At 73.0% G+C, this 12,553-nt stretch carries 9 protein-coding genes; 1 reads left to right on the forward strand and 8 read right to left on the reverse strand.

All coding sequences use genetic code 11. The annotated features are described in order from the left end of the window. Window positions 1-146: 146 nt before the first annotated feature. The 8 genes from alc to uraD all read right to left on the reverse strand — a co-directional run bounded on the left by alc (window position 147) and on the right by uraD (window position 10,035). Window positions 147-1,148 (reverse strand): allantoicase, encoded by a 1,002-nt coding sequence (alc, locus tag RAN62_RS23270; protein WP_305786841.1) that lies wholly within the window; start codon window positions 1,146-1,148, stop codon window positions 147-149. Continuing rightward, window positions 1,148-2,461, reverse strand: coding sequence for an allantoinase AllB (allB, locus tag RAN62_RS23275; protein WP_305786842.1), 1,314 nt, complete (start codon window positions 2,459-2,461; stop codon window positions 1,148-1,150). Before allB ends, alc begins: the two co-directional genes overlap by 1 nt. Window positions 2,462-2,521: 60 nt before the next feature. Then, window positions 2,522-3,676 (reverse strand): DUF6986 family protein, encoded by a 1,155-nt coding sequence (locus RAN62_RS23280; protein WP_305786843.1) that lies wholly within the window; start codon window positions 3,674-3,676, stop codon window positions 2,522-2,524. 3 nt (window positions 3,677-3,679) lie between these two features. Continuing rightward, window positions 3,680-5,209, reverse strand: coding sequence for a malate synthase A (gene aceB / locus RAN62_RS23285; protein ID WP_305786844.1), 1,530 nt, complete (start codon window positions 5,207-5,209; stop codon window positions 3,680-3,682). Between the two features lie 153 nt (window positions 5,210-5,362). Then, window positions 5,363-6,826, reverse strand: coding sequence for a DUF1996 domain-containing protein (locus RAN62_RS23290; RefSeq protein WP_305786845.1), 1,464 nt, complete (start codon window positions 6,824-6,826; stop codon window positions 5,363-5,365). A gap of 189 nt (window positions 6,827-7,015) precedes the next feature. Further along, window positions 7,016-8,365, reverse strand: coding sequence for an 8-oxoguanine deaminase (locus RAN62_RS23295; RefSeq protein WP_305786846.1), 1,350 nt, complete (start codon window positions 8,363-8,365; stop codon window positions 7,016-7,018). Then, complete coding sequence (gene pucL / locus RAN62_RS23300; protein WP_305786847.1) at window positions 8,362-9,222, reverse strand: factor-independent urate hydroxylase; 861 nt, start codon at window positions 9,220-9,222, stop codon at window positions 8,362-8,364. Before pucL ends, RAN62_RS23295 begins: the two co-directional genes overlap by 4 nt. A gap of 3 nt (window positions 9,223-9,225) precedes the next feature. After that, window positions 9,226-10,035 carry a 2-oxo-4-hydroxy-4-carboxy-5-ureidoimidazoline decarboxylase gene (gene uraD, locus RAN62_RS23305; protein WP_305786848.1) on the reverse strand — a complete coding sequence of 270 codons (810 nt, stop codon included), beginning with the start codon at window positions 10,033-10,035 and terminating at the stop codon, window positions 9,226-9,228. Between the two features lie 63 nt (window positions 10,036-10,098). On the opposite strand from uraD, the gene hrpB reads away from it, so the two are divergent. Next, window positions 10,099-12,543: an ATP-dependent helicase HrpB gene (hrpB, locus tag RAN62_RS23310; protein ID WP_305786942.1), complete on the forward strand. Its 2,445-nt coding sequence runs from the start codon at window positions 10,099-10,101 to the stop codon at window positions 12,541-12,543. Window positions 12,544-12,553 lie beyond the last annotated feature (10 nt).

Raw genomic sequence — 12,553 nt, forward strand, 5'->3', positions numbered from 1 at the left:
GGTGCATAAATCGGGCCTGTGGATAACTTTTCCGCCCGTCCGGAGCGTCTGTGGATAACTTCCGGCCCCCTCCCGGAACCGGTCTAACGTCGCATGCAGGAAGCGATCACGACCGACGCACGGGAGGAGCAGTCATGAGCCGAGTCTCAAGTGGTGGCCTCGTAACGGACCTGCAGCGCCGGCCCGTCCGCCCGGCCGTGCAGGCGCAGCCGGGCCATGCCCCCGTCCGGGAAGATGTCGAGGCGCACATGTGTCGCGGTGGGCACGACAGGGATCGGGAAGCGATGCCGCGTGTCCGGGCTCAGGCGCACCTGTGGCAGCAGCTCGAACCAGTCGGCGGGGTCGTCGAGCAGGCCGATCCGGGCGTCGATGCCGCGCAGGGTCGCGCTGCCGGGGGCGTTGCCCTTGAAGTGGCTGGTGTCCAGTTCGGCCAGTTCGATCACGGCCGGGGTGGCGAGCTGCACGAGGACCCAGTCGTTCCCGTCGTCCCGGCGGCGGGAGGTCTCCCACCCGTCGCCCATCGACCGGGCCAGACCGGGATTGATCAGGTTCTGCGGGTGACCGTAGAACATGTTGCTGCAGCTGGCGATCCGCGCGCCGAACTCGGCCGCGGCGACGTCGAAGACGCTGGGCAGGAGCATCGGGTCGGGCACCGGCTCGCCGTGCACCCGCAGCCGGGCGACGCCGCCGTCGGGATAGATGGCCAGCCGCACGTGGGTGAAGCGCCGGCGGGAGTCGACGGCGAAGAGGTTCTGACTGTCCCCGGCCAGCGGCGACCGCGGCACCAGCGGCTCCCAGTCCGCCGCGATCAGCTGGGCGGCGTCGGGATAGCCCTCGACCGCGCAGCCCTCGACCGAGGCGAAGGGCGGATAGTTGCCGGTGAAGAAGGCAGTGTCGATGTCGACGCCGTGCACCACGCCGGGCGCGCCGAGGCGGACGATCGCCGTGTCGTGGCCGGGCTCGCGCCGGCGCCGGGTCTCCCAGCCGTCGTAGACCTGACCCTTCTGGCCGAAGGTCCGCGGCGCGAAGACCGGCGCGGCCGGGTCGACCAAGTGGTCCGCGGCGGCGAAGAACTCGTCGTCGGCGTGCACGACCCCGCCGCCGAAGACGCGCGACGCGAGGTCGGGCAGGAGCGTGAAGTCTTCCATCAGGAGCCCTCCCGGGTGAGGAACCGGCCCCGCGGCTCGGCTCCGGTCACGATCTGCCCGCGCAGCCAGGTGGTGCGGACATGACCGGTCAAAGTCTTTCCCGCGTACGGCGTGACGGGGTTGCGGTGGTGCAGCTCCGCCGGATCGACCCGGAAGGTCGCATCGGGGTCGAAGGCGACGAGATCCGCGTCGGCCCCCACCTCGAGCCGTCCCTTGGCGGTAAGACCGGCCAGGTCGGCCGGGCGCCGGGCCATCCACGTCACGACGTCGGCCAGGCTGTGCCCGCGTTCCCGGGCGGCCGTCCACACGACCGGCAGTCCGAGCTGCACCGACGCGATGCCGCCCCACGCCTCGGCGAAGTCGCCGGTGTCCTGCCGCTTCAGATCGGGGGTGCACGGCGAGTGGTCGCTCACGACGCAGGTGATGAGGCCGTCGGCGAGGGCCGCCCAGAGCCGGTCGCGGTTGGCGCTGTCCCGGATCGGCGGGCAGCACTTGAACTCGGTCGCGCCCTCGGGGATCTCGGCGGCGTCCAGGGTGAGGTAGTGCGGGCACGTCTCGGCGGTGACCCGTACGCCCTCGGCGCGCGCGGCGGCGATCAGCGGCAGCGCGGAGGCGGCCGAGAGGTGCAGGATGTGCACGCGTGCCCCGGCCTCGCGGGCGGCGGCGATCGCGGTGGCCACGGCGGCGTGCTCGGCCTCCGGCGGGCGGGAGGCGAGGAAGTCGGAATAGGCGGCGGAGGAGGCCGTCTCGTGCAGGTGTTCGGGATCCTCGGCGTGGACGACGAACTGGGCTTCCACCGCGGCCAGCGCCTCGGCGAGCTGAGTGGCGTTCAGCGGCGGGAATTCGGGGACGCCGGAGTCGGCCAGGAAGGCCTTGAAGCCGTAGACGCCGGCGCCGTGCAGGGCGGGCAGGTCGGCGACGTTGCCGGGGATCGCACCGCCCCAGAACCCGACGTCGACGTGAATCTGGCCGGCTGCCGCCTTGCGCTTGATCTCCAGGGCCTCCACCGAGACCGTGGGCGGCAGGCTGTTGAGCGGCATGTCCACGATGGCGGTGACACCGCCCGCAGCGGCGGCCCGGGTGGCGCTGGCGAAGCCCTCCCACTCCGTACGCCCGGGCTCGTTGACGTGCACGTGCGTGTCGACGAGACCGGGCAGCAGCGCGAGCTCTCCCAGGTCCACGTCCTCGACGGCGGGCACCTCGGCGGCGTACTCGTCGACAGCGACGATCTTTCCGGACCGGACCGACACGGCAGCCGCGCGTACGCCGTCGGGGGTGACAGCGCGGCGGGACCGCACGACGAGATCGACCATGGATCTGACATTAGTGCCCCAGCGTTGCCGGGCGGTCACGTCGCGCGAAGCGCACCGGCGCTAAATCAAGGCCAGCAGGTCGTCACGCGCGAAGCCCACGGTCTCCGCCGAGAGGGCGCCGCAGTCGAGCCCACGCAGCAGATAGTTCGCCAGCGCACGCGCCGTGGCGGGCTCGTCCAGGATGCCGCCGGACTGCCGGTCGAGATAGCGGCGCAGGCGCAGGACCGCGGCGTCCATGCCGTCGGCGAAGAACGCGTAGGTCGCCGCGAACCGCGTCGGAAGCTGCGCCGGATGCAGGTCCCAGCCCTGGTAGTAGCCGCGTTCCAGCGAGCGGCGCACCAGGCGGTGATGCAGCGCCCACGCCTCGTGCACCGCGACGTCCGTGCCGACGGGCAGGATGTTGGTGGAGCCGTCGGAGAGCCGGACGCCCGTGCCGGCGGCGGCCGCCTGCATCACCGCCTTCGCGTAGTCGGCCACCGGATGGTCCATCGCCTGATGTGCCGCCGCGACCCCGGCGGCGGCGCTGTAGTCGTACGTCCCGTAGTGCAGGCCCGTGCAGCGTCCGGCGGCCGCGGTGATGAGCCGGGCCACGGTCGCCCCGCCGTCGGCGCCGAGCACCGCCGCCGGCAGCTCGACCTGGATCTCGAAGCGGAGGGTCCGGGCGTCGAGGCCGTACGCGTCCTCGAGGCGCTCGCAGAGGGCGACCATCGCGGTGACCTGGTCCACCCCGCTGACCTTGGGCAGGGTGACCACGAACGGGTCCGGATAGTGCGTCAGCCACAGGTCGAGGGTGCGCAGAGCCCGGTGGCGCGTCGGCGCCTCGAGCGACTTGATCCGCAGGCCGAGGAAGGGCGGCCGGGGGCCGTCGAGCAGCACCGCGGCCGCCTGCTTGACGGCCGCGTCCTCCTGGTCGTCGTCGCGGACGCCGTAGCCGTCCTCGAAGTCGACCCGCAGGTCCTCGATCGGCTCGGCGGTGAGCTTGGCCCGCACGCGCTCTTCGAGAGCCGCCGGGAAGGGCACCGGCGGGTGCTGATCCAGGACGCCGAGAGCGAGCGTGCCCCACTCGCGGAAGCCGGCGATCCGGTCCGCGGGGATGTAGACGGTGTGCACCGGCTGCCGGACGGGCTGCTCCCCCGGATAGCGCTCGCGCAGGAAGGCGTCGTGGGCGGCGAGCCGCTGGTCGAGCCCGGCGTAGTCGTCGTCGCGGAGCCGCACGGGTCAGTCGATCGCGTCGTAGGCGGCGGTCGTGAGGAAGTCCGCGAAGTCGTCGGCCAGCGCGACCCGCTCGAAGAGCTTGCGGGCCTTGTCGAAGCGGTTGCCCGGCGGCTGGTCGATCTTGGCGAGCTCCTCGTCCTCGAGCCGCTGGACCAGCTCGGCCGTGATCGGGGTGCCGTCGTCGAGCGTCACGCCGTTGTGGATCCACTGCCACACCTGCGAGCGCGAGATCTCGGCGGTGGCGGCGTCCTCCATGAGGTTGAAGATCGCCACAGCGCCGTTGCCACGCAGCCATGCTTCGAGGTACTGCAGGGCGACGGAGACGTTCGAGCGCAGGCCCGCCTCGGTGACGGCCCCGCCGGTGGCGCCGACGTCGAGCAGCTGGGCGGCCGTGACCTCGACGTCGTCGCGGCGGCGGTCCAGCTGGTTGGGGCGGTCGCCGAGCGTACGGTCGAAGATCTCGCGGCAGATCGGCACGAGGTCGGGGTGGGCGACCCAGGAGCCGTCGAAGCCGTCGCCGGCCTCGCGCTCCTTGTCCTCCCGGACCTTGGCCAGCGCAACCTCGTTGACCTGCGGGTCGCGGCGGCTGGGGATGAAGGCCGCCATGCCGCCCATGGCGAAGGCGCCGCGCTTGTGACAGGTCTGGACCAGCAGCTCGGTGTAGGCCCGCATGAACGGCGCCGTCATCGTCACCGCCGCACGGTCGGGCAGGACCATCGCCGGGTTGTCGCGGAAGTACTTGATGATGCTGAACAGGTAGTCCCAGCGGCCGGCGTTGAGGCCGGCGATGTGCGGGCGCAGGGCCCAGAGGATCTCGTCCATCTCGAAGGCGGCCGGGATCGTCTCGATCAGCACCGTCGCGCGGATGCTGCCCTGCGGGATGCCGAGCGCGTCCTGGGCGTGGGTGAAGACGTCGTTCCACAGCGCGGCCTCGTGGTGGGACTCCATCTTGGGCAGATAGAGGTACGGGCCACTGCCGCGCTCGATCAGCTCGGCGGCGTTGTGGAAGAAGTAGAGCCCGAAGTCGACCAGCGCCCCCACGGCCGGCCCGCCGTCGACCGTCAGGTGCCGCTCGTTCAGGTGCCAGCCCCGGGGACGCATGACGATCGTCGGGTACGGGCCGGCACCGAGCTCGTACGTCTTCTTCCCGGTCTCGAGGGTGATCGTGCGGCGGATCGCGTCGTAGAGGTTCTGCTGGCCCTCGACGACGTTGGCCCAGTGGGGCGTGTTCGCGTCCTCCAGGTCGGCCAGCCAGACCTTGGCGCCGGAGTTGAGCGCGTTGATCGTCATCTTGCGCTCGGTCGGGCCCGTGATCTCCACCCGCCGGTCGGTGAGCGCGGGCGGGGCGGGCGGCACAGTCCAGTCCCCGGCGCGGATCTCGGCCGTCTCGGGCAGGAAGTCGAGGCTGCCTCCGGCGGCGATGTGCGCGCGGCGCTCGGCCCGGCGGGCGAGCAGCTCGTCGCGGCGAGGCCGGAAGCGCCGATTCAGCTCTTCGACGAACGCCACGGCGTCGGCGGACAGGATCTCAACCACGAGCGACTCCCTTCGGCGGGGCTTCCCTCGTACGTTATCGGTCCCGTGACCGCCGCGCCGCCGCTGCCGCAAAGACAAGGGGCACGGCGATGGCCCCCGCGGGGAAACGGGGGCCATCGTGTTACCGGGGAACGGGGGTTCGGGCTCCGGGACTCAGAAGGTCGGCGTGGTGCCGCACTTGGCCTTCTGGGTGAGGCAGATCTTGACCAGGTCGGAGAGCTTTTCGGGGTCCCAGGCGTTCATGAAGTCGCCGTGGATCGAGGAGGCCATGCCCGAGGAGAGCTTGAGGCCGTCGCCGCCCAGGGTGTCGTAGTTGAGCATGAAGGACAGGTTCGGCACCGCGACGGGGAAGTCGCCCTGGCACTTGCCGTTGACCGCGTTGCCCATGTGCGACTTGTGGTCGGGCGAGTCGATGTGCTTGCCGTCCCAGCAGTCCTTGAAGGTGAGCTGGTAGATGAGGTGGCCGCCGCCGCACTTGGGCCAGTTGCCGTCCGCGCTGCGGCCGATCTCGCCGCCGGTGCACCAGAACTGGCCGTTCTTGCCGGCCGGGGTCGGCTCCTGCAGCTTGGCGTCGCCCTGGACGATGCGCAGGCCGGGCGGGAAGGGCTTCATGTCCGAGGGGTCGGGCAGCCGGGATCCGTAGTAGACCCGGAAGCTCTCCATCGGCACGACCTTGCCGTTCTGGGTCAGCGTCGGCGCCCAGTAGGCACTGAAGTCGCCCGGGGCGTCGCAGGTCGTGGACTTGCCGCTCAGCAGCTGCTCGTTCGTGGTGTTCGCGTCGACCTTCGGGCCGAAGAAGGTGTGGTTGTGCGAGGCGCCGGCCATCTTGGGGAAGACGATCGGGTCGTCGTCGGCGTAGCCCGACACCTCGCAGTTGGTCTGGAACTCCGCCACGCGGACCGCGTTCGAGGGGACCGGCTTGAGCGCCACGGAGTTGAAGTAGTCCAGCTCCTTCTGCCAGGCGGCCTGGTCGACCGGGACCCAGCCGCCGGGCGCGGAGCTCGACGACGCCGAGGGGGCCGGCGTGGCCTTGGTCGTGGAGGGGGAGGCGGAGGGGCCGCTCGACGCGGCCCCCGCCGGGCCGAAGGTGAACCAGTTGATGTTCACGAAGTCGGAGCGCGACTTGCTCTTCAGGACCGCGAAGAGGGTCTGCTTGCCGGACGGCACCGACGCGGCCTTGGCGTTGACGGTCGTCCAGGTCTGCCAGCCCTTGGTGCTCGCGACCGGGAAGGTGGCCAGCAGCGTGCCGGTCTGCGTGCCCTGCCGGATCTCGATCGAGCCGCCCTCGGAGTTGTTCGAGGCGACGCGGGCGGTCCAGGCGGCGCCGGTGACGGACACGTTGTCGTAGCGCATCCAGTCGCCGCTGGTGAGCCAGCCGACGTTCTTGCCGCCGTCCTTGTCGCCGGTGCCCTCGGTCTGGGCGCCGGAATTGGCGGCGTAGGACTCGGCCTGCACCCGGCCCGGGACGGTCACCTCGTCGGCGCTGGCGCCGGCGATGTAGACGCCGCTGCCGCCCAGCGCCACGGCGATCGCGGACGCGAGAGAGATGCGAGTAATGCGCCGGCGCTTCTTTCCCGGGTCCGGCGGGGCCACGTGGGCGGGGGCTGGTGTCCGCATCGCGAATCCTTGTCAGTTGAAACGTCCCGTGCTGTGCCGCGACAGAGTATGCGCAGGCCAGAGGGCTTGTTTCAACTCGCGGAAGAAGACTTAAGACGGCCGGGGAATTCGCCGCAGGTGGCCGCGATCCCGCCATTCGATAACGCTTTTCCGGCCGTCCAGCTTGAAGTCTTCCTTAAATACCGTGCGTCATTGCCGCATCAACGCGCGGTGCGCCTGACGGGCGCGGCGGGCGAGCGTCTCCGCATCGGCCCGCACGAGTTCGCCGCGCTCGACGACCGGCCGGCCGCCGACCAGGGCGAGCTCCACCGGGGCCGCCGGACCCAGCACGAGCGCCGCGACCTTGTCGTCGATGCCCGCGTGACCCAGCCCGTCGAGCCGCCAGAGCACGAGATCGGCGAGTTTACCCACCTCGATGCTGCCGATGTCGTCCTGCCGCCCGAGACACCGCGCGCCGCCCATCGTGCCCAGGCGCAACGACTCCCGGGCGGTCATCGCCGCGGGGCCACCGCGCTGCCGGGCCGTGTAGAGCGCCTGCCGCAACTCCTCGCCCAGGTGCGCGGCCTCCTGCGACGCCGACCCGTCCACGCCCAGCCCCACGGGCACCCGCGCGTCGAGCAGCTCCCGTACCCGGGCCATGCCGGCCCCGAGCCGCGCGTTCGAGCTCGGGCAGTGCGCGACGCCCGTACCCGTGGCCCCCAGGCGCGCCACGGCGGCGTCGTCGAGGTGCACGCCGTGCGCGAGCCAGACGTCCTCGCCCAGCCAGCCGAGCCGCTCAGCGTACTCCACGGGGGTGCAGCCGAACCGCGACCGGCAGAAGTCCTCCTCGTCGTCGGTCTCGGCGAGGTGGGTGTGCAGCCGGACGCCCTTGTCCCGGGCGAGCGCCGCGGCCTCGGTCATGAGCGTGGACGTGACGGAGAACGGCGAGCACGGCGACACCCCGACCCGCAGCATCGACTCCGGCGACGGGTCGTTCCAGCGGTCGATCGCGGCAGCGGTCGCGGCCAGCGCCGCGTCGGTCTCCTCCACGACGTGGTCCGGCGGCAGCCCGCCCTGAGACCGTCCCAGATCCATCGAGCCACGGGTCGGGTGGAAGCGCAGCCCGATCTCCCGGGCCGCCTCGATCTCCGCCGCGAACACGTCGCCGCCGTCGCGCGGGAAGACGTAGTGGTGGTCCATGCTCGTCGTGCAGCCGGACAGCGCGAGCCAGCCCAGGCCCGCGGCCGCCGCGGCGCCGACCGCCGACGCGTCGAGGCGGCCCCAGATCGGATAGAGCGTCGTCAGCCAGCCGAAGAGCGTCTCGTCCTGCGCCAGCCCGCGGGTCGCCCACTGGTAGAGGTGGTGGTGGGTGTTCACCAGGCCCGGCGTCAGCAGGCAGCCGGTGCCGTCGACGCGGCGGGCCGAGCCCTCGGGACGGTCGGCGGGCCCGGAGCCCACCGCCGCGATCCGGCCGTCGTCCCCGACGACCACGTGGCCGTCGGTGTGTTCGGTGCCCGCGGCGTCGACGGTGGCCACGGCGACGTTCTCGATGACGATCACGAGAACCACGGTGCCAGGGCCGGCGCGGCGTCGTCGCGGGTCACGGTGCCTTCGATCAGTCCGTACGGCCGGTCGCCCGCGATGAACACCTCGCCGGGGTTCGACAGGTCGAAGTGCGAGAGGTCGGCCAGGTAATGATGCTTGTTCGGCAACGCCAGCCGGATCTCCGCGATCTCGGGACGGTCCTCGAGCACTCGCGTGCCCATGGCGTACAGGGTCTGCTGCAGCGAATAGCTGTACGTCGTCACGAACGCGTGCACCATCGCGTCCTTCGCCTTCTCGAACGACTCGTCCCACGGCGACGCGGGCGAAGCGTGCCGCCAGCGGGCGTCGACGGCCGTGGCGAGGATCCGGTCGGTCGCCTCGGGCAGCGTCGTGTACTTGTCCCGCGCGAAACCGTGGAACTCCGAGTCGGTCGTGTTCATCAGCACGAGATCCCGGACGCCCGAGACCACCTGCTCCCCGGACTCGGTGACGTCCACGAGCGCCGTACGCACGAAGTCCCCCGCGCGGCGGAACGAGTGCGGGCCGAGGCGCTCCCACCCGTACGCCTCGATCGTGACCCTGGCCCGGAAGATCTGCGGCTGCGTCGCGACGAAGTGCCGCCCCAGCAGCAGCGCGAAGTCCTCGGGCGCGCCGATGCCGTACTCACGCGCGAAGGCGTACACCGTGTTCTTCATGGTGTCCGTGGGCAGCACGCCGCTGTTGTCGCCCGTCAGGTGCGTGGCCGCGAGGTCGCCGGCGAGGGCGACGCTGACGTTGAGATCCGCCAGCCCGTGCCTGTCGCCGTCCCGGGTGACCCGCACGAGCCGGGTCTCCGCCTTGCCGTATCGGTGGGGTCCCAGCACGATCGCCACGCGTCAGCTCCCTCGGTAGGTGGTGTAGCCGAACCTGCTCAGCAACAACGGCACGTGATAGTTCCGGTCGGTGTCCGCGATCCGGAAGGTCACCGTCGCGGACGGGAAGAAGGCGTCCGGCCCGAGATGGGCCGCCACGTCGAACTCGAGCCGGTAGTCGCCCGCCTCGGCCACGTCGAAGCGCAGCCGCCCGTCCCCGTCGGTCACGCCCGGCGCGCCGGAGGGCTGCAGGGTGACCGGCACCCCGGTCGCCGGCGCCCCGGTCACCGTGTCGAGCACATGGGTCGAGACGTGGAAGGGCACGAGCCGCGCCAGCCGCAGCCGCGCGATCTTGCCCAGCTCCCCGGCAACCACGCGCTGCTCGGCGGCCGGATCGGAGGACAACCGCTCGCGCGCCGCCGCCAGGATCTCCGCCTGCGACCTCCCGCTGGCGAAGATCAGGAACACATGCCCGAACTTCTCCTCGTACGCGCGGTTGGCCGCGACCAGCTCCGCCCGCGTCACGTCGTCGGCGGTCTGCGCGGCCGTCGACTGCTCCCGCCGCGACCACGCCGCCTCGGCCGTGTCCCCCTGCGCCCGCTCGCCGATCCGCGGATGGGCCGAGAGCCCCTGCAGCACGTCGTCCCAGGTGAGCGCGGCCGACGCGGCGTCAGCGGCGGCGAGCAGATCGGTCCGCGACGCGTACGGGCGGCCGGCCAGCACCGCGGCACCCCACGCGGGCGCGGCGCACACGGCCGTCAGCTCACGCGTCAGCCGCTCGGCGGGCAGGGAGTTGAACTCTCCGAGGCCGTCCACGTACCCCCCAGTGGTCAAGGAGAGATCAGTCAAGCAGCCCCGCACCGGATCCTCCATGCCTTCGGGGAGGATTTAACCGTGCTGATCCACCGATTGCCGGACCTGCCCATCACTCCGGTGCTGCCCGAGGTGACCGGCGCGCTCACGGCCCGGGGCGCGGCGGTGCTGGTCGCGCCGCCCGGCACCGGCAAGACCACGGTCGTCCCGCTGGCCCTGGCCGGGCCCGCCGGCGGCCGGGTGGTGATCGCCGAACCGCGCCGGGTCGCGGCCCGGGCGGCGGCGCGCCGCATGGCGGCCCTCTCCGGCACCGAGGTGGGAGACCTGATCGGCTTCTCGGTACGCGGTGAGCGCCGCACCTCCGCCCGCACGCGCATCGAGGTCGTGACCACCGGTGTCCTCGTCCGCCGGCTCCAGCGCGACCCGGAGCTCGCCGGCGTGACCGCCGTGGTGCTCGACGAGTGCCACGAACGGCACCTCGACACGGACCTCGCCCTGGCCTTCCTGATCGAGGTACGCGCGGCTCTGCGCGACGACCTCCACCTCCTCGCCACGTCCGCCACCGCCGACGCCACCCGCCTGGCCGCCCTGCTCGGCGACGCCCCGGTCATCACCGCGCCGGCCGTCATGCATCCGGTCGAGGTCCACTGGTGCCCGCCGCCCCGCCCGGTGCAGCCGCCGCAGGGCCTGCGCGTCGACCCCAAGCTGCTCGACCATGTCGCCGCCACGGTGCGGCTGGCGCTCACCGGCGGCGACGGCGACGTGCTCGTCTTCCTGCCCGGCGCCCGCGAGATCGAGGCGGTGGCCGGCCGGCTCCGCGGGCTCGACGTCGACGTCGTCTCGCTGCACGGCCGCCAGTCCGCCGCCACCCAGGACGCCGCCCTGCGCCCCGGCCCGCACCGGCGCGTCGTGCTGTCCACGGCCGTCGCGGAGAGCAGCCTGACCGTGCCCGGCGTGCGCGCGGTGGTGGACGCGGGGCTCAGCCGAGTTCCCCGTACGGACCATGGGCGCGGCCTCGGCAGCCTCGCCACCGTCCCGGTCTCCCGCTCCGGGGCCGAGCAGCGTGCGGGCCGCGCGGGCCGGGAGGCGCCGGGACGCGTCTACCGGTGCTGGTCCCCGGCGCAGCACGACCGGCTGCCCGCCCAGCCCGAGCCCGAGGTGGCCGCCGCCGACCTCACCGGCTTCGCCCTCGACCTCGCGCTGTGGGGACATCCCGACGGCACCGGACTCGCCCTTCCCGACCAGCCGCCCGCGGGAGCCCTCCAGGCCGCGACGGAGACGCTGCGTGCGCTGGGCGCCGTCGGCGAGGACGGCAAGGTGACCCCGCGCGGGCGGGCGCTGGCGGGTGCAGGTCTGCATCCCCGGCTGGCCCGGGCGCTCATCGACGGCGCGCCGAGGGTGGGCGCCCGGCGTGCCGCTGAGATCGTCGCGGTCCTGGACGCCGATCGCACGGCCGGAGACGTTGTCGCCGCGTGGCGAGCGGCTCGTCAGGACGGTGCGTGGAAGTCCGAGGTGCGCCGCCTCACCCGTGCCGTGGACGACGCGCCTCCGACCCGCATGCCCGATGACCTGGCCGCCGGGCTCGTGACCGGGCTCGCCTATCCGGAGCGGGTGGCCCGCGCGCGGGAGGCGGGCTCCGGGGCGTACCTGATGGCGGGCGGGACCGCCGCGGAGCTGGCCGCCGGCAGCTCGCTGGCCGGCGCACCCTGGCTGGCCGTGGCCGACGCCGACCGCGCGCCGGGCGCCCGCACCGCCCGCATCCGCGCCGCCGCCCCGCTCGACGAGCCGACCGCCCGCGAGGCCGCCGCCACCCTCGACCGCACGGCCACCGAGATCGGCTGGATCGACGGCGACGTCGTGGCCCGCCGGGTACACCGGCTCGGAGCGATCACGCTCACCGAACGCCGCCTCGACCACCCCGATCCCGCCCTGGTCGCCGAGGCGCTGCGCGAGGGCCTGCGGCGGGAGGGGCTGGGGCTGCTGACCTGGTCGCGTACGGCGACCGAGCTGCGGCAGCGTCTGGCCTTCGCGCGCGCGGCCCTCGGCGACCCGTGGCCGGACGTGAGCGACGCCGCCCTCGCCGACCCAGGCTGGCTCGATCTGGGCCGCGCCCGCCGCCGCGCCGACCTGGCCCGCATCGACGTGACCGCCGCCCTGCGCGCCCTCCTCCCGTGGCAGGTCGCGGGCCGCCTGAACGAGGTCGCCCCCGAACGCCTCCCGGTGCCGAGCGGCTCGGCGATCCGCGTGAACTACGCCGACCCGGCCCGCCCGGTGCTCGCCGTCAAGCTCCAGGAGACCTTCGGCTGGCAGGATGCGCCCCGCCTCGCCGACGGCCGGGTGCCCGTCGTCCTGCACCTGCTCTCGCCGGCCGGGCGGCCTCTCGCGGTCACCAGCGATTTGGCCAGCTTCTGGTCCTCGGTCTACCCCCAGGTACGCGCCGAGATGCGCGGCCGCTACCCCAAGCACCCCTGGCCCGAGGACCCCACCGCCACCGCCCCCACCCGCCACACCAACCGCCGAGCCCGCTGACCGCGACGGA

Source organism: Symbioplanes lichenis (assembly GCF_030709675.1).
Taxonomy (GTDB): domain Bacteria; phylum Actinomycetota; class Actinomycetes; order Mycobacteriales; family Micromonosporaceae; genus Actinoplanes; species Actinoplanes lichenis.

Bases quoted from the DNA above. Each gene is read 5' to 3' on its own strand.
- alc (WP_305786841.1), bottom strand. From the start codon at position 1,148: ATGGAAGACTTCACGCTCCTGCCCGACCTCGCGTCGCGCGTCTTCGGC.
- allB (WP_305786842.1), bottom strand. From the start codon at position 2,461: ATGGTCGATCTCGTCGTGCGGTCCCGCCGCGCTGTCACCCCCGACGGC.
- RAN62_RS23290 (WP_305786845.1), bottom strand. From the start codon at position 6,826: ATGCGGACACCAGCCCCCGCCCACGTGGCCCCGCCGGACCCGGGAAAG.